General features: G+C 37.4%; 18 protein-coding genes. 7 read left to right on the top strand and 11 right to left on the bottom strand.

The window, feature by feature from the left end; all coding sequences use genetic code 11:
* Positions 1 to 2: 2 nt before the first annotated feature.
* Positions 3 to 1,364, top strand: coding sequence for a M64 family metallopeptidase (locus tag JO178_RS18265; protein WP_291938849.1), 1,362 nt, complete (start codon positions 3 to 5; stop codon positions 1,362 to 1,364).
* Positions 1,365 to 1,403: 39 nt separating this feature from the next.
* Here JO178_RS18265 and JO178_RS18260 read toward each other — a convergent pair whose 3' ends face one another.
* Positions 1,404 to 1,931, bottom strand: a complete 528-nt coding sequence (locus JO178_RS18260; RefSeq protein WP_291938848.1) for a 2'-5' RNA ligase family protein — start codon at positions 1,929 to 1,931, stop codon at positions 1,404 to 1,406.
* A 30-nt stretch (positions 1,932 to 1,961) separates the two neighbouring features.
* Positions 1,962 to 3,068, bottom strand: coding sequence for a serine hydrolase domain-containing protein (locus JO178_RS18255; protein ID WP_291938847.1), 1,107 nt, complete (start codon positions 3,066 to 3,068; stop codon positions 1,962 to 1,964).
* A gap of 168 nt (positions 3,069 to 3,236) precedes the next feature.
* On the opposite strand from JO178_RS18255, the gene JO178_RS18250 reads away from it, so the two are divergent.
* Positions 3,237 to 4,646, top strand: a complete 1,410-nt coding sequence (locus tag JO178_RS18250) for a pyridoxal-dependent decarboxylase (protein ID WP_291938846.1) — start codon at positions 3,237 to 3,239, stop codon at positions 4,644 to 4,646.
* Positions 4,647 to 4,740: 94 nt separating this feature from the next.
* Here the strand turns inward: JO178_RS18250 and JO178_RS18245 are convergent, their stop codons facing one another.
* Complete coding sequence (locus JO178_RS18245) at positions 4,741 to 5,451, bottom strand: diphthine--ammonia ligase (protein ID WP_291938845.1); 711 nt, start codon at positions 5,449 to 5,451, stop codon at positions 4,741 to 4,743.
* A 131-nt stretch (positions 5,452 to 5,582) separates the two neighbouring features.
* On the opposite strand from JO178_RS18245, the gene JO178_RS18240 reads away from it, so the two are divergent.
* Positions 5,583 to 8,315 (top strand): pitrilysin family protein, encoded by a 2,733-nt coding sequence (locus JO178_RS18240; RefSeq protein WP_291938844.1) that lies wholly within the window; start codon positions 5,583 to 5,585, stop codon positions 8,313 to 8,315.
* Positions 8,316 to 8,366: 51 nt separating this feature from the next.
* Here the strand turns inward: JO178_RS18240 and JO178_RS18235 are convergent, their stop codons facing one another.
* Entirely contained in the window at positions 8,367 to 9,404 is a 1,038-nt protein-coding gene (locus JO178_RS18235) for a hypothetical protein (protein WP_291938842.1), read from the bottom strand.
* An 87-nt stretch (positions 9,405 to 9,491) separates the two neighbouring features.
* A complete protein-coding gene (locus tag JO178_RS18230) occupies positions 9,492 to 12,839 on the bottom strand; it encodes a methylmalonyl-CoA mutase family protein (RefSeq protein ID WP_291938841.1) in 3,348 nt (1,115 codons plus the stop codon).
* Between the two features lie 256 nt (positions 12,840 to 13,095).
* Here JO178_RS18230 and JO178_RS18225 point away from each other — a divergent pair, with 256 nt between their 5' ends.
* Positions 13,096 to 13,428 (top strand): hypothetical protein, encoded by a 333-nt coding sequence (locus JO178_RS18225; RefSeq protein ID WP_291938839.1) that lies wholly within the window; start codon positions 13,096 to 13,098, stop codon positions 13,426 to 13,428.
* Positions 13,429 to 13,468: 40 nt separating this feature from the next.
* Here JO178_RS18225 and JO178_RS18220 read toward each other — a convergent pair whose 3' ends face one another.
* Positions 13,469 to 14,572 carry a DUF3667 domain-containing protein gene (locus tag JO178_RS18220; RefSeq protein ID WP_291938837.1) on the bottom strand — a complete coding sequence of 368 codons (1,104 nt, stop codon included), beginning with the start codon at positions 14,570 to 14,572 and terminating at the stop codon, positions 13,469 to 13,471.
* Positions 14,573 to 14,919: 347 nt separating this feature from the next.
* Here JO178_RS18220 and rplM point away from each other — a divergent pair, with 347 nt between their 5' ends.
* The 3 genes from rplM to rpsB all read left to right on the top strand — a co-directional run bounded on the left by rplM (position 14,920) and on the right by rpsB (position 16,731).
* Positions 14,920 to 15,375, top strand: coding sequence for a 50S ribosomal protein L13 (rplM, locus tag JO178_RS18215; protein WP_027375420.1), 456 nt, complete (start codon positions 14,920 to 14,922; stop codon positions 15,373 to 15,375).
* Positions 15,376 to 15,380: 5 nt separating this feature from the next.
* On the top strand, positions 15,381 to 15,767 hold the full coding sequence (gene rpsI, locus JO178_RS18210; RefSeq protein ID WP_007843277.1) for a 30S ribosomal protein S9: 387 nt from the start codon (positions 15,381 to 15,383) through the stop codon (positions 15,765 to 15,767).
* A 202-nt stretch (positions 15,768 to 15,969) separates the two neighbouring features.
* Positions 15,970 to 16,731 (top strand): 30S ribosomal protein S2, encoded by a 762-nt coding sequence (gene rpsB, locus JO178_RS18205; protein ID WP_027375421.1) that lies wholly within the window; start codon positions 15,970 to 15,972, stop codon positions 16,729 to 16,731.
* Between the two features lie 154 nt (positions 16,732 to 16,885).
* Here rpsB and JO178_RS18200 read toward each other — a convergent pair whose 3' ends face one another.
* The 5 genes from JO178_RS18200 to JO178_RS18180 form a co-directional block, all read right to left on the bottom strand.
* A complete protein-coding gene (locus JO178_RS18200; RefSeq protein ID WP_291938831.1) occupies positions 16,886 to 17,329 on the bottom strand; it encodes a DUF6759 domain-containing protein in 444 nt (147 codons plus the stop codon).
* Complete coding sequence (locus JO178_RS18195) at positions 17,330 to 18,031, bottom strand: DUF6759 domain-containing protein (RefSeq protein WP_291938829.1); 702 nt, start codon at positions 18,029 to 18,031, stop codon at positions 17,330 to 17,332.
* A 17-nt stretch (positions 18,032 to 18,048) separates the two neighbouring features.
* Complete coding sequence (trmB, locus tag JO178_RS18190; protein WP_291938826.1) at positions 18,049 to 18,726, bottom strand: tRNA (guanosine(46)-N7)-methyltransferase TrmB; 678 nt, start codon at positions 18,724 to 18,726, stop codon at positions 18,049 to 18,051.
* 96 nt (positions 18,727 to 18,822) lie between these two features.
* The gene (locus JO178_RS18185) at positions 18,823 to 19,596 is read right to left on the bottom strand and encodes a DUF6759 domain-containing protein (protein WP_291938824.1); all 774 of its coding nucleotides are present in this window, start codon (positions 19,594 to 19,596) and stop codon (positions 18,823 to 18,825) included.
* 268 nt (positions 19,597 to 19,864) lie between these two features.
* Positions 19,865 to 20,656 carry a hypothetical protein gene (locus JO178_RS18180; RefSeq protein ID WP_291938823.1) on the bottom strand — a complete coding sequence of 264 codons (792 nt, stop codon included), beginning with the start codon at positions 20,654 to 20,656 and terminating at the stop codon, positions 19,865 to 19,867.
* Positions 20,657 to 20,907: the final 251 nt, after the last annotated feature.

Genomic DNA, 20,907 nt, shown 5'->3' with positions numbered 1-20,907 from the left:
TCATGAAAAAAATTTTATTATCCCTTTTAATCGGTAGCAATTGTTTTGCTCAGGTATTTGAGAAAGTTTCCCTTTTACAAAACGGAGCTAATGACAAACGTGTTATCATTGCCGTTCTGGGAGACGGATTCACCTCTGCACAGCAAGCCTCCTTTGTTTCATCAGCACAGGCAACCATTAATTATCTTTTTACCAAAAGTCCCTATACCGAATATAAAAACTATTTTAATGCGTATGCTGTCAAAGTAATCTCTACAGAATCGGGAGTGAAGCATCCGGGAACTGCCACAGATGTTACAGAACCTGTGATTCCTGTTTCCAATCCTAACAATTATCTCGGATCCAGCTTTGATAATGGCGTTCACAGATGTATTTACAGCAGTACAACCAATAAAGTAGGACAGGTACTGGCAGCCAATATTCCTGATTATGACATTACCTATGTGTTAGGAAATTCTACAGAATACGGTGGATGTGGAGGAACCTATGCATTTGCTTCGTTAAACGGATCTTCCAATGAAATTGTAGTGCATGAACTGGGGCATTCTTTTGGTAAACTTGCTGATGAATACTGGTTTGCCGGTTCGGGAGAATCTCCTAATAAAACCCAAACCTCCAATCCTGCAACCGTAAAGTGGAAAAACTGGGTAGGGCTGAATAGTGTAGGGGTTTATCCTTATACGGAAAGTCCAAGCTGGTTCAGACCTCACCAGAGCTGTGAGATGAGGTATCTCAACCAGCAGTTCTGTTCTGTCTGTAAAGAAGCAATTATTGAAAGAATTCATTCTCTGGTTTCTCCCGTAGATTCTTATACCCCCGCCAATAATACTACGGTAAATGCCAGTGGAAATGTTACTTTTACAGTAAATGAAATTCTCCCTGTTCCCAATACACTGGTCAACTCATGGAAACTCAACGGAACAGCTCTTAGTGCTACCGGCAATACCATAACGATTACACCTTCTCAGCTGAACAGCGGAAATAATACTTTGCTTTTTTCAGTAACCGATAATAGCCCTCTTTTAAAAGTCAATAACCACAGTACGCTCCATTTTACCAATCTTACCTGGACGTTGAGTAAATCAACACTTAAAGTGGCTGCTGTAAAGGCTGCTGAAAGAAGATACAGCATTTACCCTAACCCTGTGGACGGAGAGTTTTATATCAGGGGTAAACAGGATTTTTCAAAAAATATCAGTATTGAAATATATGATGTTTCCGGAAAGCTAATTCCTGCAAGATCTGAATTAAAAGATTCTTCAACGGTATTTGTGGATATACGAAATGTCCCTTCAGGCTCATATCTGGTAAACGTCACCGAAGACGGGCAACAGATTATCTCCCAAAAAATAATAAAAGAATAAATAAAAATAAATCCGGTTTAAACAACCGGATTTATTTTTTTAGCCTTTATCTAATTTTTTTTCAGCAACGGGAATCCAGGTTCCGTCATGACGCAGAAGGAGAATTCTGTCAACTAAAAAACTAGTTTTGTATTCTTTTGACTGATATTTTTCCCAGGCTCTAAGGTAATTTTCCCAGTTTAAATCCCTATACCCAACCGTTATGTGTGGGGTAAAAGAATATGCCATAAAGCTGAATTGTTGTTTCACTCTGTTGAAAAGCTCTGTTAAACCGGAATTGTTTTCCGGCTGAACGAAGATCACGGGATTTTTAGGATTAGGGAAGCTTCCAAATCCATTCAGGCTTACTTCAAATGGAGAAATATCCGTATTTATTTTATGAAATGCAGTCAAAATATCATCTTCCATTTCCTGTTCTCTGGCGAAAGGAGGGAAAAGGGTAATATGAGCATCATTTTTTAATGCTTTGGAGTTGTCATAGCATTCGGCAAAGTCTCTTTTAAAAGCCTTTATTTCATCAATGATCGCTTTAGGAGGATAGATTGCAATGAAATATAACTTTTTCATACCATTAAAAATCAGTCCACGTAAAGGTACCTAATTTTTTTGTGCAAGCTGGCTAAGAGTCGATTCCAGATTATCCGTAATCTTTTTTACTTCAATATGAGGCTTAAATACCAAAGCTTTGCCTTTTTCCTCATCCGCGATATTGGACAGAATGATGACGGAGGTTTTAGTTTCCGGATAATAGATATTCAGAGAAGGAGAGCCTTTTATATATCCGCTGTGAAAATAGGAATTAGGTTTTCCGATATTCAGCATAATTCCATAAGCATAGCCCATTTTACCTAAAATGGCATGATGTCTTTCAGCACTTTTAGCCATAAAGAGTTTAAGGGTTTCGGGTTTCAGGATTTTTCCGCCGTATAAAGCATTGTTCCACAGATGAAGATCCTGAATGGTAGAAAGTATTCCGCCTGCAGGAGTTCCGATTTCTTTTCCCCCGAGTCTTTTGGGCATATTGGGAACTTCCTGGGCATGAGTTCCGTTTCCGAGATAAGCGCTGGCAAAATTGTTTCCTTTAAAAATATCTCCGGTGGAAGATCTGGTCATTCCTGCCTTTTTAAAAAGTTCCTGTACATTTTCATCATAGGATGTACCGGATACTTTTTCAATGATTTTACCTAAGGTATTAAATCCGTCATTTGAATAGAAAAAACCGGAGCCGCTTTTGAACATCAGTTTACCGCCCATCAGGTTGAGTCCTGAAGTATGGTTTAGGAGCTGATGGATAGTGATATTTTCATACTCTTTATTCTGAAATTCTTTTAGATATTTTGAAACCTTATCATTAACATTCAGTTTGCCCTGTTCCATCTGAAGTAAAATCATGACGGCAGTAAACTGTTTGCTTACAGAACCAATGGCAAAAATGGTATTGCTGTCAATTCTGGCTTTTGTTCTAAAGTTGGAGTATCCGTTTTCTTTTCTGTATAATGGCAGAGAATCTTTGAATACTGCGATACTGCCGTTAAAATGATATTTTTTAAAAACAGAATCGATCTGTTGCTTAAGGAGTGTTTTCTGAAAAGCTGTTACAGTAGAGTCAATAATTGTTTTTTTATCAACAGGAGGTACTGGTTTTTCTGTTTTACATGACAATAAAAAACAAAAAGGGAGAAGGAACATTAAATTTCTGATCACGGGTGTTTATTTTTTTAGATTAAAATTGATATTCTTAAAGATACTGAAACTTTTAAAAGCGGTATAGGATGCAAAATGCGTGCTAAGAAAGGATATTTTACAGGTATTTAATGGATTTTTGTTAAGTATTTGATACATTTGAAAAGATGATTTATTAATCACAATATCATGAAAGAACATTTGAAAAACGACGCTGTCAACATCAGCCATCTGCTGGATATTATAAAGAAACAAGGCTCTGAATATCTGAATTCACTTGCAGACAGGGCTACATCAGTACCGAATGTTTCCGTACCGGAGCTGGCAGATCTTCCGGAAAACGGCTATGGAACAGAAGAAGTCATCAGGATATTTAATGAAAGATTTGAGCCTGTGATGGTGGGATCATCCGGGCCGAGGTATCTTGGATTTGTCACCGGAGGGACTACTCCGGCTTCTGTGGCCGGGGACTGGCTGACGACTATTTATGATCAGAATACACAGTCTACAAAAGGACAAGGAGATATTTCAGCGAATGTAGAGCTGGAAACGGTTAAATTTATTCTGGAACTTCTGGAGCTTCCGCATCATTTTCTGGGTGGTTTTGTCACCGGGGCAACAATGTCTAATTTTACCTGCCTGGCTGTTGCCCGTCAATGGCTGGGAAAGGAAAAAAGCAGAGATGTAGCCAAGGAAGGCGTTTCAGAAGTATTCAGAGTGCTGACTGCAACACCTCATTCATCTTCCGTTAAATCGCTTGCCCTTTTGGGACTAGGCAGTAATAATATGATCAAAATTAAAACCGAAGGAAGCGATCGCGAAGCCATCTCTGTTCCGGATCTGGAAGAGCAGATTAAAAGGCTGGATGGTGAACCGTTTATATTGATCTCCAGTGGAGGAACTGTAAATACGGTAGACTTCGATGATTTTATGGAAATCAGAAAACTGAAAGAGCAATATAATTTCTGGTGGCATATCGATGCTGCATTTGGTGGTTTTGCGGCCTGCTCGGAACATTATAAACACCTTGTAAAAGACTGGGAATATGCAGACAGCATTACTGTAGATTGCCATAAATGGCTGAATGTACCTTATGAAAGTGCGGTATTTCTGGTGAAAGAAGAATATAGAATCTTACAGATGGAAACCTTCCAGAATTCAAATGCTCCTTATCTTGGAGATCCTTTGGATAATTTCGGGTATTTAAATTTTCTTCCGGAGAATTCAAGACGCTTAAAAGCACTTCCAGCCTGGTTTTCTATGATGGCTTACGGTAAAAATGGTTATCGGGATATTGTGGAGAATAATGTTTCCCTGGCCAGAAATTTCGGGCGGCTTATTGAAAACAGTAATGATTTTAAACTCTTAGCCCCGGTTAGACTTAATACGGTATGTTTCACCTTAAAAGATGACGCAAAACAGAATGAAGTAGAGAAGTTCCTTGAAATGCTTAATGACACAGGGAAAGTTTTTATGACCCCTACGTTCTATAATCAGCATAAAGGAATCAGGGCCGCTTTTGTCAACTGGATAACCAGTGAAACAGATGTACAGCTGATCTTTGATACCATGAATGAAGTCATAGCAGATGTAAATTAATATTCTACTGCCATAAATACTTGAAAACATTTAATCTTGATCTGCAGAGAACGTTTTTTAACCGACTGTTCTATTCAGGTATTTGTGGCAGAGCTTATTTTGAAATCAGATCACAGAACCAGAAAATATATTCTTCTTCAGGATCCTCCGGTAAAGCTTTAGGCTTGGGATATGTTTTTTTTACGGTTTCTCCAATTTCAAAAGCTACCGGATTTCTGAAAATAGGACCGTCAAAAGTAAACGTATGAAATTCTCCGTTTTCTCCACATGGATCCACATTTTCCGGTAAATCTTTAATAAAATCATGATCAATGATTCTGCCTGCAAAGCTTTTATCCAGATAAGCCCCGTTCACACAAGTAACAATGGTTTTAAAACCCAGTGCTAAAAATTCATGAATAAGATCTGAAGTATTTTGTTTCCAAAGTGGAAAAACAGCTTCCATTCCGATTGTATTCAATTGCTCTTCCCTGTATTTTCGTAAATCTTCCAGAAAAATATCTCCAAAAATAGAATAGGTAACTCCCTGAGATTTTATTTCAGACATTGTCCTGTTCATGATTTCCTGATATTCCTCCATGGAAGGTTCTTTCGGAAGCTCCATTTTTATGAGAGGGATTCCAATGCGTGAAGCCTGCTGTTCTAAAAGAGAAGTATGAACCCCATGCATGGAAATTCTCTGAAATTCCTTATTAATACTTGTCAGCAGGGCTGTCACTTCATACCTGTTTTCTCCGAGTATTTTGTAAAGTGCTAATGAGGAATCTTTTCCGCTGCTCCAGTTGAATAAGGCTTTTGATTTCATTGTTTAACTATGTTGTATTAATTCTGCAATTGTATGACAAAATTTGTAACATTCCGGTGATTTATGTTGTCTAATTATTTATAAGAACCATGAGAACCTCTTACAAATTTAACAGATTTAAAATAAAACACATGAAAAATCTAATCGTTGGGACAGCCGTCCTTTTTTTTACAGGCATTGCGACACCTTTGTTTTCGCAAAAAGCCGAAGCTCCCCAGTTTGTCAGCAATACAGAAGGGATAAAAGAATATACCCTGAATAACGGAATGAAAGTTCTTTTGATTCCAGATTCTTCACAAAGTAATATGGTAGTAAATATCATTTATAATGTAGGTTCCAAACATGAGGGCTACGGAGAAAAAGGAATGGCTCATTTGCTGGAACATATGCTGTTTAAAAGCACCAAAAAATTAGGAGATATCAAAAAACAATTGTCGGATAAAGGGGGAGATGCCAATGGAACTACCTGGTATGACAGAACGAATTATTACGAAATCTTTCCTTCCAGTGATGAGAATCTGAAATGGGCTTTAGAAATGGAGGCCGACAGAATGGTGAATGCTACTATTCTTCAGGCAGATTTAGATAAAGAGTTTTCAGTGGTAAGAAATGAATTTGAAATCGGAGAAAACAATCCGGCAGCTGTTTTGATGGAACGTATTATGTCGACTGCCTATTTATGGCATAATTACGGAAACAGTACCATCGGAAGTAAAGAAGATATTGAAAGGGTAAAAGCACCTACTCTTAGAAAATTCTATGAAAAACATTATCAGCCGGACAACGCTACCCTTGTGGTAGCCGGGAAGTTTGACGAAAAACAAGCCTTACATTATATTTCTCAGCATTTCGCTGTGATTCCAAAACCTTCAAGAGTTTTAGATCAGACCTATACGGTAGAGCCGGCTCAGGATGGAGAACGTTTTGTAGAACTGAAACGTTCGGGAGACAGTAAAATTGTCGGAGCATTGTATCATACAGCCCCTTATGCAGATAAAGATTATGCAGCCCTGGATGCTTTGTCGGAAATTTTAACGGCAGATCCTTCAGGATATTTATATAAAGCTATGATTGATTCTCATAAAGCGGCCTCTGTATATTCTTACCAGCCAACGGTAAGAGATGCATCATATATGTATTTCGGCCTGGATGTTCCTTCTGATAAAGATGTGAAAGCGGTAGAAAATGAGTTCAGGGCAGAACTTGATAAAGTAGCCAGCATAAAATATACGGAACAGGATGTAGCCAGGGCAAAAGCTAAAATTTTAAAACAAATTGAGAATACAAAGAACAACACAATCAATTATGCGATTGGGCTAACGGAAATCGTTGGAGCCGGAAATTATAAATTAGGAATGCTGTATCGTGATTATGTTGAAAAACTGACACTGGCCGATATACAGCGGGTTGCAGATAAATATTTTAAAACCAATAACAGAACGGTGGGTGTATTTGTACCTACTAAAGATGAAATAAGAGTTAAAAATATAGAATATTCTAATGACCAGATTGCGGCTTTAACGAAAGATTATAAAGGGAAGGCATTGGAAAAAGAAGTGGCTCCTTTTGAAGCGAGTATTAAAAACTTAAAGGCAAATCTTTCCGAAGGGAAATTAAGTAACGGAATGAAATTTGGGCTTATTAAGAAAGAAATTAAAGGCGGAAAAGTAATGGGAAGTTTCCGTTTTCCTGTAGGGAATGCTAAAGACCTTAGTGGAAAAGCCCAAATAGGCGCTTTGATGGCACAGGTTATGAAAACCGGAACCCAATCTCATACAAAAGAACAGATCCAGGATATGCTGGATCAGTGGAAGTCTACGATTAGTTTCTCATTCAGAGGTCAGACACTGGCTGCTAATGTGAGTACTTATAAAGAGTATTTGCCGAAAGTAATGGACCTGATGAAAGAAATTCTTACTGAATCTACTTTCCCTGAAGCAGAATTAGCCAAAGCTGTTAATGAGTATAATACTTATCTGGAAGGTTCTTTAAATGATCCGCAAGCGTTAGCATTCAATGAGATTGATAAAATCACGCAGAATTACCCTAAAGAAAGTATTTTCTATACGCCGTCTTTCAAAGAGCAGATTGAAGCCAATAAAACAATCAAAAGACAGGAGCTGGTAGACTTTTACAATAAAATGTTAGGAAGTAATAACGGGGTAGGAACGATGATCGGAGATCTGGATTCTAAAACCGTTTCTTCTCTGATGGAAGGTACCTTTGGAAAATGGAATTCGAAATCAGGCTATGAACTGGTGAAGCCTGAACTTTTTGTGACGAAAAAAGAAGATAAAAGCTATTTGACACCCGATAAAGAAAACGGGGCGGCAATTGGAAAAATCAGTTTCTCAATGGATAGGAAAAGTCCTGATTATCCGGCATTGCTTATTGCTAATGAAATGTTGGGAAGCGGAGGCTTCATGACCTCGAGAATTCCGACGAGGCTCCGTGAAAAAGAAGGGATCAGCTATGGTGCCGGGTCATATTTGAGTATTCCTACAGATAATACCGTGGCATCCTGGGGATGGTATGCTTTTTTTAACCCGACTAAAAAAGATGCTGTTAACAAAGCATTGAAAGAAGAAGTAAATAAAGCGGTGAAAGAAGGATTCACGGAAGAGGAATTAAAATCTAACCTGAATTCATGGTTAACATCAAGAAAGACGGGCTTAGGAAATGACAATACCCTGATGGGGCTTGTCAATACCCAGCTTCAGTACGGAATTCCACTGGATGATTATGATACTCTTGAGGCCAGGGTTTCTGCATTAAAAGCAGGGCAGGTCAATGAGGTTCTCAGAAAGTACATCAGTGAAGATAAGCTGACTTCTGTTTTTGCAGGAGATTTTAATAAAAAATAATCTAAGAATATATTAAAAGAACCGCAGATAAGCCTGCGGTTTTTTTGATGTTTACCTTTCCGGTTTAATTTCCCGGATCGGGATAAATCCTCCGTTCAGATAATCTATTTTCAATTCAAAAGGAGTCGCTACAGGTCCGGAAGCAATTAAACCTCCGATAATTCCGAAGAAAGCAGAAGCAAGCACTACATTCCCTGTTTTTGCGGTACTTTTAACTTTTCCGGTAAAATAATAGTCATTATCCTTTTTTTCAGCTTTTGTAAACAGATCATCAACGGAAGTATAGATATAGGGATCTCCTTTGTAGACAATAGCGTAACTGTCATTCTTCTTTATTTCCTTTTCCTTTCCCTCAAGCGTTTCATATATTTTGATAATCTTTGGAGACTTTCCGTAGAACTTTACACTGGTAATTGTTTTTTCAGGCTGCTGGTCTCTGAAGGCCTTATAATCTTTATATACACCATCTTTCAGTTCCGGTGAATTGTAAAGGCTGTATTTTTGCTTTTCAATATGGTCAAAATTCTTCAGGTCGGCAAAAGAATAATGATTCGTGCTGCCGGCTTTCTTTGAAATATTTTTGCTGATAAAATCGCTTACCATTTCACTTCCTTTTTTCATAGTGGCTTTGGTTACATCCATGGAGGAATGATCAATGACCTGATCTATTTTATCTAAATAGGAATACGTTCCGTCGTCATTTTTTGCAAACAGAAAAGCCTGAAAATAGCAGTAGCCGTGTTCGCTGAATGCTCCGGTAGTTTCCGCAAAATAAAGTTGTTTAAGATGGATGACAATGTTTCCGTCTTCCGTATTTTCTCCGTTGATGTTATCCAGAAGCTTTTGAAACTGATTACTCAGACTGGTGGTAGGAACTACTCTGGCTTTTGTATTAAAGGCGCCTTTCTGAACAATCCCCAGTGAAGTGGTATCAATTCTGTTGTCGATGAGCTGTATTGTTTTATAATAACTTTGATCAAGTTTTTTTTCAGGAAAGCTGATGGAAAAATCTTCAGTACGTTTTTGTGCGGATAAAGCTGAAGTTACACACAGGGTCAGTAAAAATGAGATTCTTTTAAACTTATTCATGAGTCAGTTAGTTTTGGAATTAAAAGTACAAAAAAACCTCAAAGAAAATTCTCTGAGGTTTTAATTTATTATGGATTTTTAAGACAATTACATATTTCTTCTGTATTTACCACCCACTTCAAATAAAGCATTGGTGATTTGTCCTAAAGAACAGCATTTCACGGCGTCAATCATCACTTCAAATAAGTTTTGCTGATTGATCGCAGCATGCTGAAGTTTCTTAAGCGCTTCTTCTGATTTTCCTTCATTCGCGTTTTGGAAATTATGCAGCGCTTCTATCTGGGCCTGTTTTTCTTCTTCTGTTGAACGGATAACCTCTCCCGGAAGTACCGTTGGTGATCCGTCTTTTCCAAGGAATGTATTTACCCCGATAATGGGATATTCTCCCGTATGCTTCAGCCATTCGTAATGCATGGACTCTTCCTGGATCTTGGAGCGTTGGTACATTGTTTCCATAGCACCTAACACACCGCCTCTCTCTGTGATTCGGTCAAATTCTGTATAAACAGCTTCTTCTACAAGATCTGTCAGCTCTTCAATAATGAATGATCCCTGAAGCGGATTTTCATTTTTCGCTAACCCTAATTCTTTATTAATGATCAGCTGGATAGCCATTGCTCTTCTTACAGACTGTTCTGTAGGTGTAGTAATCGCTTCATCATATGCATTGGTGTGAAGTGAATTACAGTTGTCATAGATGGCATAGAGTGCCTGAAGAGTTGTTCTGATGTCATTGAAATCAATTTCCTGAGCGTGGAGAGAACGTCCGGAAGTCTGGATGTGATATTTCAGCATCTGGCTTCTTTCATCTGCTCCGTATTTCAGTTTCATTGCTTTTGCCCAGATTCTTCTCGCCACACGACCGATTACTGAATATTCAGGATCGATACCATTGGAGAAGAAGAAAGACAGGTTAGGAGCAAAATCATTGATGTCCATACCTCTTGAAAGGTAATATTCCACGTAGGTGAACCCGTTCGCGAGTGTAAATGCCAGCTGCGAAACAGGATTAGCTCCCGCTTCAGCAATATGATAGCCTGAGATGGAAACAGAATAGAAGTTTCTCACTTTTTCTTTGATGAAATACTCCTGAACGTCCCCCATTAATCTTAAGGCAAATTCAGTAGAGAAAATACAAGTATTCTGGGCCTGGTCTTCTTTTAAAATATCAGCCTGAACCGTACCACGAACGGTAGCAATTGTTTTAGCTTTAATTTCAGCATATGCATCAGCCGGAATAACTTCATCGCCTGTAAGCCCTAAAAGCTGTAACCCTAAACCATTGTTGGATGGAGGAAGTTCACCAATGTATTTCGGCCTTTCTAAACCTTTGTCATCAAACTTCTCTTTAAGCTTGGCTTCAACCCTGGCTTCTAAACCATTTTCTTTAATGTACTTTTCAACATTCTGATCAATTGCGGCATTCATAAAGAAAGCTAGTAGCATCGGTGCAGGGCCGTTGATCGTCATGGATACTGAAGTCAATGCATTAACCAAATCAAATCCTGAATAGAGTTTTTTAGCATCGTCCAGTGTAGCGATTGAAACCCCTGCGTTTCCGATTTTACCGTAGATATCCGGTGGTAAAGCCGGATCCTGTCCGTATAATGTTACAGAGTCAAAAGCGGTAGACAGACGTTTTGCAGGCATTTCTGCGGAAACATAGTGGAATCTTCTGTTGGTTCTTTCAGGGCCTCCTTCTCCTGCAAACATCCTTGTCGGGTCTTCACCTGTTCTTTTGAACGGGTAAATTCCGGCTGTATACGGAAAGCTTCCCGGAAGGTTTTCCTGTCCTTTCCATTTGATCAGATCTCCCCAGTCATTATATTTTGGTAATGCAATTTTAGGAATTCTTAAATGAGACAAAGACTCTGTTGAGGTTTCCACTTTAATTTCTTTTCCTCTTACAAAATAAGAGTAGAATTCAGCATGGAAAGCTTTTTTAGTGTCATCCCAGGTCTTTAGGAAATCAATGTTTTCCTGTTGAAGATTTTTTTCTGCCTTTTGATATTCAGCCTCTAAAACCTCGTTGGAAATTATATTTTTTACGCCTTCAATATGGTACATTTTTCTGGCTAGTTCCGCCTGTTTTTCAACGTTTGTATCATATTGTTTATTGTTTTCAACGATTTCAGAAAGGTAGCGTACTCTTTTGGGAGGAATAATGGTTACTTCATCTGTAATTTCCTGCTCAACAAAAGTGTTTAAGTTGAGGTCAGCGAATTTTTCGTTTACTTTTGAAACCATTCTGTTGTAAAGCTCTGTGGTTCCGTGATCGTTGAACTGAGATGCTTTTGTGGCATATACCGGCATATCCTCCAGCTGATTTTCCCATAAAAGGTGGTTTCTCTGGAATTGTTTTCTTACGGCCTGAAGTGCATCAAGAGCACCGCGTTTGTCAGATTTATTTAAGGCTACTAAATCGGCATAATCCAACATGTCAATTTTTTCCAGCTGTGTAGAAGCTCCGTATTCAGGAGTCATTACATACATGGATACATCTGCAAAATCCGAAACTTCGGAGCCGGATTGTCCGATACCGGAGGTCTCCAGGATAATAACATCCGGATGGGCAAGCTTCAGTACATTCAGTGCAGAATGAATAAATGGGGAAACAGAAACGTTATTCTCTCTTGTAGCCATTGAGCGCATATAGACTCTCGGATCATTAATCGCATTCATACGGATTCTGTCTCCGAGAAGGGCTCCTCCTGTTTTCTTTTTAGAAGGGTCTATAGATATAATAGCGATTTTTTTATCGGTATTGGATCGTAAGAAACGTCTTACCAGTTCATCCGTTAAAGAAGACTTTCCTGCACCTCCGGTACCTGTGATTCCGATAATCGGGATGTTTAAGCCTTTAGATTCTTCGTCAATGGCTTTTACCAGTTCAGGCTTTTCATCTGAGAAGTTTTCCACAGCAGAGATAATCTGCGCGATGCTGGAAGGGTTTTCGAAATTGATTGCTTCCAGGTCTTTTGCCGTCACATCTTTTCCTGTTGCAAAATCAGAACGTTGTACCAAATCGTCGATCATTCCCTGAAGACCAAGTTCACGGCCATCATCAGGAGAATAAATTCTGTCGATCCCATAAGACATCAGTTCTTTGATTTCTTCCGGCAGAATAACACCGCCACCGCCACCGAAGATTTTAATCTGTGGTGAGTTTTTCTCTCTCAGAAGATCATAAATATATTTGAAATATTCGTTGTGACCACCCTGATATGATGTTAATGCAATAGCATTGGCATCTTCCTGGATTGCTGTATTCACAACTTCCTCTGCAGATTTATCATGCCCCAGGTGGATGACTTCACATCCTGTTCCCTGAATGACACGACGCATAATATTGATCGCAGCATCATGTCCGTCAAATAATGAGGCCGCTGTTACGATTCTTACCTTGTTGGTTGGAGTATATTTTTGGGTTTCCATAAAAATTCTAGAAAGTTTCTAAGTTTTCAAATATAATAATAAAAAAAGAACCTGTGTTTGATTTTATAATATTGTATGTCAGTTGTTTATCTGGGGATATTTAATTATATCCCCCCAGTTTTATGTTCACTTGTTTAAAAGTTGAATGGTTCGGTAACTACAGAATTAAAACGAGTGATACGGATTTTATTTTCAGACCTGCAGATCTTTAGATTCTCAAATTAATTTCTCTACTTTTGCACCATATTTAAGAGACATGCAGAAAGCTTTGATATATTTCGTATTAGGAACAGCCGTGAGCTTCCTTATTAATTATTTCTTTTTAAGTTCAGACCATATCGGTCTGGAATTGTATTATGCCGTTGCTTTCGGTGCGGCTTGGGGAATCGCATATTATCTCGATACACCGGATTTTACCCTTCCTAAAAAATTAGCATTGTCCTTTGTGGTAATGGGAGTTCTGGTGGCTATAGGAACTTTAATTTTTACACTGGAACTGGCTATTCCTTCTATTCTTAAATTTTCAATGGTCTTTGTTGCCTATTATTTAATTGCAAGCTTCAGGGGAAGTAAGTCATTAAGAAAATAAAATAAATGAGGCGGCCTGATAAGACCGTCTCATTTGATATTTAATGAATCATCAGGAAACTTACCAGAGCAAGCCCAACAACTAAAAACATCAATGCAAAGAAATTAGCCATAAACAATATCATACCGATGATGATACTTATTAATCCGTGTGGATGATAGACTCTGCGGTGAGCAATAAAGAAATATGCCATGCTGTATAATGACAGAATGCTTATTGTTAAATACAAAACAGTATTGATCAGCCAGAAGTCTGTTAAACCAGTCAGTTTAGTAAGTAAGAATATAAACAGGATGGTAAGTAGCAGGAATGAAAAGTAATGCAGGGTAAAAATTCCGTGATCAAAATACCACCATTTTTTCTTGCTGTGGAAAACCCATAAAAAGAAAGCAAAAAGCGGAAGGTAAATAAAAAGGGCTTTAGGCAGATTGTGGAATGATTTCTCTATCATATTGGTCACAATCTCCTCTTTTGTGACTCCTTTTTCTTTAAGTTCAAAAAATTTATGTGCAATGGGAATCTGTATAAAATCAAATACTGAAGGGTTCCGGGTTGCCGCCGAATCGTAGGATTTTTTTGTTTTATATTTTCCGAAACCCGCATTAGGGTCTATTTTTTTATTCATATCCAGCGCTTCCTCCAGGTCATCGATGCGGGTAGAATCGGGTAATACGCTCAGGCTTTTAATGGTAACAGAATCTTCGGCAGTCAGATTTTTTTTCGCTTTTATACTATCGATCAGTTTATGTGTTTCAAGGGATTTTAATTTTTGTGAAAAACTTATTTTGCCTTTGCTGTCTTCTTTGTGGCCGGTAAATCCCAGATTAACCATAGGAAAAAGAGCAAAGACAAAAAAGGTAATAAAGCTGACGAAAATATAAAGTTTTACCGGTGGTACAAATTGTTGTCTCTTGCCTTCCAGATAAGTATTGGTAAGTTTTCCGGGTTTGAACAGCAGATTTTTTAATGTTCCCCAAAACTGACCGTCATAATGGGTAAAATCTTCAATAAAGTGAGTAAAGAGAAAATGAAAAGGTTGTCGTCTTTCAATATTTTCCTGTCCGCAATGAGGGCAGAATCTTTCTTCGACGTGATGCCCGCAGTTCAGGCAGTTTTTGTCTTCTCTGATCTTTCCGTGGCTCATGAGTAAAAGTTTGTGGAGCAAATATAATTATTTCAGGTATACAAAAATTATATTGACAAACTTTTGGGGAAATCTTTAGAATAAATTTAAAAAAAAGAAAGAGTTGAGGAAAAAAACTCTTTACTTTATCATTTGTGTTCTTAGAATCTTCTAAAAACTTTTTTCATCGCCACAACAATTTACAAGATTTATGCCAAAGCTTAAAATAATGTTAAAATCTATTAAACAGGAGAGTTGGCAAGGATGTTCTATAGATTAAATAAAATATGTTTTTGGGTTACAAAAATAATTTGTACCTTTGCACACCCTTTTAGGGGTAAATTATGTTTAATCTTTAACTAAAACGTGTGAATACATTAAGTTACAAAACTGTTTCAGCGAACAAAGCTACTGCTAATAAAGAATGGGTTGTGGTAGACGCTGAAGGACAGCCGTTAGGTAGATTAGCTTCTACGGTTGCAAAGATTTTGAGAGGTAAGCACAAAACGAACTTTACACCTCACGTAGATTGTGGTGATAACGTTATCGTTTTGAATGCTGGGAAAATTACACTTTCCGGAAACAAGTGGGCTGATAAGACTTATATCTGGCATACAGGATATCCTGGTGGACAGAAGTCTATGACTGCGGCTGAACTTCAAAAGAAAGATTCTTTAAAGGTATTAGAGAAGTCTGTAAAAGGTATGTTGCCAAAAAACAGATTAGGAGCTGCTATCCTTAAAAATCTTTATTTATATGAAGGAACTGAGCACAAACATGAAGCTCAACAGCCTAAAACAATTAATGTTAACGAATTTAAATAATTAATATGTCTATAGTTCACAAAATCGGAAGAAGAAAAACTTCTGTAGCTAGAGTTTATGTAAAACCAGGTTCTGGAAACATTACAGTAAACGGTAAAGATGCTAAAGAATATTTCTCTACAGACGTAATGGTTTATAAATTAAACCAACCGTTTATCCTTTCTGAGACTGTTGGTCAGTATGACGTTACCGTAAACGTATTCGGTGGTGGTAATACAGGTCAGGCAGAGGCTATCAGATTAGGTATTTCAAGAGCTTTATGCGAAATCAACGCTGAGTTCAGATTAGCATTGAAGCCAGCTGGTTTACTTACAAGAGACGCAAGAATGGTGGAAAGAAAGAAGCCAGGTCAGAAAAAAGCAAGAAAGAGATTCCAATTCTCAAAACGTTAAGAATTGCGATAAGCTTAAAGCAATATGCAATAAGCTTTTTGAAAAACTTATTAAAATTTTTAATTCGCTTCAAAGCCTATGGCTTACTGCCTGAAGCTTAAAGCAAAATTGCCCGTTACGTTTAGCATCCAAACGCTTCTCCCATCTAAAGAAGTTGTTGATTGTTTAAAAGACGGAAAGTAAACTAACAAAAACAGAAAACATGGCAAAAGCAAATGTAAAAGACCTTTTAGAGGCTGGCGTACACTTCGGTCACATGACTAGAAAGTGGAATCCAAATATGGCTCCGTACATTTTTATGGAGAAAAACGGTATTCACATTGTAGACTTACATAAAACAGCAGTTAAATTGGATGAAGCTTGCAACGCTTTAGAAAAATTAACTTCTGCAGGTAAAAAAGTTCTTTTCGTAGCGACTAAGAAGCAAGCGAAAGAAGTGGTTGCAAAACACGCTTCTGAACTTAATATGCCTTATATTACAGAAAGATGGCCTGGAGGTATGTTAACGAACTTCGTTACAATCAGAAAGGCTGTAAAGAAGATGAACTCTATCGACAAAATGAAAAAAGACGGTACGTTCGAAACTTTATCTAAAAAAGAAAGATTACAAGTTGACAGACAAAGAGCTAACTTAGAGAAGAACTTAGGTTCTATCGCTGACATGGTTAGACTTCCGTCTGCTGTATTTGTAGTTGATATCTTAAGAGAACACATCGCGGTAACTGAAGCTAAGAAATTAGGTATTCCAGTTTTCGGTATCGTTGATACAAACTCTGACCCTAGAAAAGTTGATTTCGTTATCCCAGGAAACGATGATGCTTCTAAGTCTATTGATATGATCCTTAGCGTAGTTTCTGAATCTATCAAAGAAGGTCAGTCTCAAAGAAAAGCTGATAAAGAAAAATCTAAAGAAGAAGGAGAAAAAGTATCTGCTGATACAGATGCTGATTTCGATGCAGAATAATTAAAGATTTTCTTTACTATAGAAAAAACGCTGGATTTTGGTCCGGCGTTTTTTTATGAATATGCTGCAAATAGTGAATCTGCATGATGACAGGATGTGCATATTGCTTTATACAAAATATAAACCCCACAGCTGGTCTGCGGGGTTTTGTATTTTAGTTCGATAGTTTTATAGCATAGGAGCTTGTAATAAACTTTGTGGATTGGTAAGAAGAATTACAAAGTGTACCGGAGAGTCTGTAATTTTGATTTTTAAGAACCATTGTATATCCTATTTTGCCTGCACCTATTGGGATCTTCTTAAAAAAATTATTTCCGCTGATGGTAAGTACCATATTACAGGGAGACTTATTTTCTACTGAAATAGAGGTTCTGGGGTTACCGGGGTCATCATTATTAAGAAGGTCACTAAGGACTTCAGCAGTTTCAGGTTTATAAGTCTTTATAAGCTCGTTATACTCTCTTTCTGTACTGGCGGCATTACCGGTATTACCTGACGGATAAGGAGTCCTTACGGGATAGTTTCCGTAGTTGTTGATGCTACAGCTGGTAAGCATAAGAGATATGCCGGCAAGGGCCAATAGCTTTTTCGTATCCATTTATTTTTTTGCTTTTCTTTTTTTATGTGTTTTTTCGGGAACCGTTTCCAGCTTCATAGTCTCTTTTTTTCTGTCTGCTTCCGAAAGAGGCTTTCCGGGATTATCTATTGTAATAAAGATACTTTTTTTTATTTCTTTCTTAGAAAAATATTTCAGATCACAGACATTACTATTGAGAGTGTAGCTGCCTTTATTGATCACAACGAAATTTTCTCCGTGGGCAGGTACTGCAAGGTTATAGTAATCATTTCCTTCAATTCTTAATACAATATTACAATCTGAATTATTCTTGAATAGCAGAATGACTTCGTGGCTGGTAATATCTTCATTAAGCATTGCATTCAGCAGTTTTACCGTTTTTTCTTTATGTTCGGAAGAGGTTTCGGTAAGCAGTCTTTTGAATTCTTCAGCATCATCGGAATTTGGATTTCTTATAACACCTTGGGGAATATCAGAAATAACAGGTCTTGCCTCCATGGGTTTAGCATAGCGCGCTCCCTTGGTCCAAGCAGCATTTTTTAAGGCGATCAGCTTAGGCTTTAATACACTTCTTTTCGGATCGTCCGGATGTGCCGTTTTAAGGTATTCTTCAATTTCTTTGATATTTGTGCTTTTGAGAATGTCTTTACTGCCTTTTTGTGCGGAAGTAAAGACGGGGAGTAAGAAAATGAAGAATAAAATAGTCAGAAAATTTTTTCCCATCAATATAAGTTATAGCATCAGCTGATTCGGAATTTGATATAAGTAATCGTCTTTCCTTTAGCTGAGAACAGTTCTTCATAATAGGTTTTAATGTCTCTTAAATGCTCGGTATTGGGATCATATTCCGGTGCACCATAGATATCATGATGAGCGCTTATAATTTCGTAACCCGCTCCTTGTAAATATCCCAGCGTATAACCGTGTAAAAATTCTGAATCGGTTTTTAAGTGAATGATCCCGCCTGGTTTTAAGAATTTTTTATATCGTTCTAAAAAATCAGGATGGGTAAGCCTGTGTTTGGTTCTTTTGAATTTGATTTGAGGGTCGGGAAAAGTAATCCAGATTTCATCTACTTCATTTTCAGCGAAGAAATAATCAACAAGTTCAATCTGTGTTCTTAAGAAGGCCACATTATTCATGTTGCTGTCTACCGCTTCTTTGGCACCAAACCAGAATCTGGCCCCTTTAATATCAATGCCAATAAAGTTTTTTTCAGGAAAAGTTTTGGCTAATCCTACAGAATATTCCCCTTTTCCGCATCCTAGTTCAAGAACAATAGGGTGGTCATTTTTAAAGAAATCTTTTCTCCAGTTTCCTTTTAATTCAAAACCATGAAGAGCATCCTCTCTTGTGGGTTGGATAACATTCGGTAATATTTTGTTTTCTGCAAATCTTGCTAATTTATTCTTGCCCATGAGTCATTTAAAATGACTGCAAAAATACTAAAATTTGCATATATTTTTTGCCTTTTGGAAGTAAAAGACATTCAGAGAGCAAGTTTATAATGTTGATTATTGAGCAGGGGCACTTCCCAGAGCAACCATGATGGGTCTTTGAACTGTTTTTTGCGAGGCATACTGTGCACCGCAGACCAGACTGGTGAAAAGGTATTGTCCTTTTTCAATCACGATTGAATTTTCACCCTGAGCAGGTATGGCAAGCCTGTATTTAATAGTTCCTACACTTTCCATTCTTACAATGATATTACAGTCGGACTGATTCCGGATTAGAACAATACATTCTTTGGCATTCGGATCATTGTCAAATAAAGAGTTGAGTATTTTAACCGTTTTGTTCTGATGTTCTACAGGAGAAACTGCCATCAGCATATTGAATTCCTCCGCTTCGGCATTGGGGATGGCAGCATTAGCCGTCGTGTTGATGACAAAGGTATTCTGGGTATTACTGGGCGTAAACACTGTTGTCGATTTTTTAGCGGCGAGTTCAGCTTTATATTTTGCGATTTGCTTTTGCTTGATGATAGCGTTCATTTCATCAAAACTAATCTTGGTGGAAGGCCTTCTTTTTAATAATGCAAGCATTTCCTGCATATCTTTTACCTTTTGATCTTCAGGATGGGCATTTTTGATGTATTCTCTCATCATTTCCATGACCCGGGGCTTTAAAACTGATCTCCGCGGATCATCCGGATGTGCGTCTCTTAAAAAAGCATTGATTTCGTAGATATTATTGCTTTTTAAAATATCACTATAGTCTTTCCCCTTTTTTTGGGCAGACAGGCTTAGGCACAGCATTGCGCAAAAAAATAAAAGTAATTTTTTCATTAATACTTATTAAGTTAAAGTTGGGTGCCTTCTCTTAATTCGGGTTTGGTGGTGATTAGCTGTAAAGTGATAACGAAATATAATTCTTTTTATTTTAAACACTTTATTGTGACATAAAATTAATGATATTTTTGAATATTGTGAAAGTATTTATTGATAAAATGGAAGAATCTATATTGATTGCTTTAGGCTGCTTCGGAAAAATAGGGAGTAAAAAAATAATCCATGAGAAGATTCATGGATTATCGTTTATGCTATAATAATAATTTTATTTGGAGATCACTTCCTGAAGATGTGAGTTTCTTAATCTTCTCTGGTAAATAGGAAGGTATTTTTCAATAGGAATTTTGACTGCTTCAAAATTTCCCGCCAGTACATAAGGCTGAATATTTTCAGAAGTATACACAAACTGAAGGAAATTATCAATCAGGTTTTCCGGAATTTTAAATTTAAGAAAATAATCTTTCCCTAAATAGTTTTTAATCTGGGCCACTGAATTATTCATGTTTTCATAAGCCTGATAACGTTGTTTCTTTTTCCTTTCTCCGGAAAGAATGTCATAGATACTTTCCAGACTGAAGGTAAGACCTCCGTCTCTTAAACCTGCTACCGGAAGCTCAGGAGGATTTCCGTCTCCTTTGGGTTCAGGAAGGCCGATCACCTTTTTTATAGCCAGGCTCTTATCTTCTTTTCTTATAGAGTTGACATCATATCGCAGATTTCCGGTGGGTTTGAATCTGTTGAGTACAATTTCCTGAATTTCATAATAGGCTATTTTCAGCTCAACGAGATTTTTTTGTTCTATCAGCTGAGGAGTAAGTTTAATATCTTTTCTTTCCGTAACAATAGACGTAAAACGAATTACATCACCGGCATTTGCAGGTATGGTAAAGTTTCCGTTGTAATCGGTAAGTACGGTTTTCTGAGTATTCAGATTGGTAACATATACCTGATTGAGATACAAAATAGAGTTGTCTCTTAGGAAGACCTCGCCGGCGTATATTTGTGCATTGATTTTTACCAGAAAAGCCAATAGCAGTAAAGTAAACAGTTTCTTCATATAATTGGCAAAATTACATAGAAATAAAGCAATTTGTTTCTAGTGAGATCAAGAATACAGGTTAAAGTTATATTAAACTTTAATAGTAAATTGTTAATGAGTGTTATAAACTTGTGACTCATCTGAAATTCGGACTAAGAAGTTTATAAATTAATTAAAAATATTGTCTTTTTAATAAAGATAAAAAAGTCCTGATAAAAGAGAGTTCAAATGGAAATAGAGTATTTCGTCAGGACTCTTTTTTATTTCAG

Origin of the sequence: Chryseobacterium sp. (assembly GCF_019236175.1) — a bacterium.
Lineage (GTDB): Bacteria > Bacteroidota > Bacteroidia > Flavobacteriales > Weeksellaceae > Chryseobacterium.
Note: the sequence above shows the minus strand (reverse complement) of the source record. Positions and strands in the feature narration are given on the sequence as shown.

Excerpts from the sequence above, each read along its gene's own strand:
- JO178_RS18235 (WP_291938842.1), bottom strand. The coding sequence starts at position 9,404 with ATGAATAAGTTTAAAAGAATCTCATTTTTACTGACCCTGTGTGTAACT.
- JO178_RS18230 (WP_291938841.1), bottom strand. The coding sequence starts at position 12,839 with ATGGAAACCCAAAAATATACTCCAACCAACAAGGTAAGAATCGTAACA.
- JO178_RS18265 (WP_291938849.1), top strand. The coding sequence starts at position 3 with ATGAAAAAAATTTTATTATCCCTTTTAATCGGTAGCAATTGTTTTGCT.
- JO178_RS18180 (WP_291938823.1), bottom strand. The coding sequence starts at position 20,656 with ATGAAGAAACTGTTTACTTTACTGCTATTGGCTTTTCTGGTAAAAATC.
- JO178_RS18200 (WP_291938831.1), bottom strand. The coding sequence starts at position 17,329 with ATGGATACGAAAAAGCTATTGGCCCTTGCCGGCATATCTCTTATGCTT.
- rpsI (WP_007843277.1), top strand. The coding sequence starts at position 15,381 with ATGTCTATAGTTCACAAAATCGGAAGAAGAAAAACTTCTGTAGCTAGA.
- trmB (WP_291938826.1), bottom strand. The coding sequence starts at position 18,726 with ATGGGCAAGAATAAATTAGCAAGATTTGCAGAAAACAAAATATTACCG.
- JO178_RS18245 (WP_291938845.1), bottom strand. The coding sequence starts at position 5,451 with ATGAAATCAAAAGCCTTATTCAACTGGAGCAGCGGAAAAGATTCCTCA.
- JO178_RS18250 (WP_291938846.1), top strand. The coding sequence starts at position 3,237 with ATGAAAGAACATTTGAAAAACGACGCTGTCAACATCAGCCATCTGCTG.
- rpsB (WP_027375421.1), top strand. The coding sequence starts at position 15,970 with ATGGCAAAAGCAAATGTAAAAGACCTTTTAGAGGCTGGCGTACACTTC.
- JO178_RS18185 (WP_291938824.1), bottom strand. The coding sequence starts at position 19,596 with ATGAAAAAATTACTTTTATTTTTTTGCGCAATGCTGTGCCTAAGCCTG.
- JO178_RS18260 (WP_291938848.1), bottom strand. The coding sequence starts at position 1,931 with ATGAAAAAGTTATATTTCATTGCAATCTATCCTCCTAAAGCGATCATT.
- JO178_RS18225 (WP_291938839.1), top strand. The coding sequence starts at position 13,096 with ATGCAGAAAGCTTTGATATATTTCGTATTAGGAACAGCCGTGAGCTTC.
- JO178_RS18220 (WP_291938837.1), bottom strand. The coding sequence starts at position 14,572 with ATGAGCCACGGAAAGATCAGAGAAGACAAAAACTGCCTGAACTGCGGG.
- JO178_RS18195 (WP_291938829.1), bottom strand. The coding sequence starts at position 18,031 with ATGGGAAAAAATTTTCTGACTATTTTATTCTTCATTTTCTTACTCCCC.
- JO178_RS18240 (WP_291938844.1), top strand. The coding sequence starts at position 5,583 with ATGAAAAATCTAATCGTTGGGACAGCCGTCCTTTTTTTTACAGGCATT.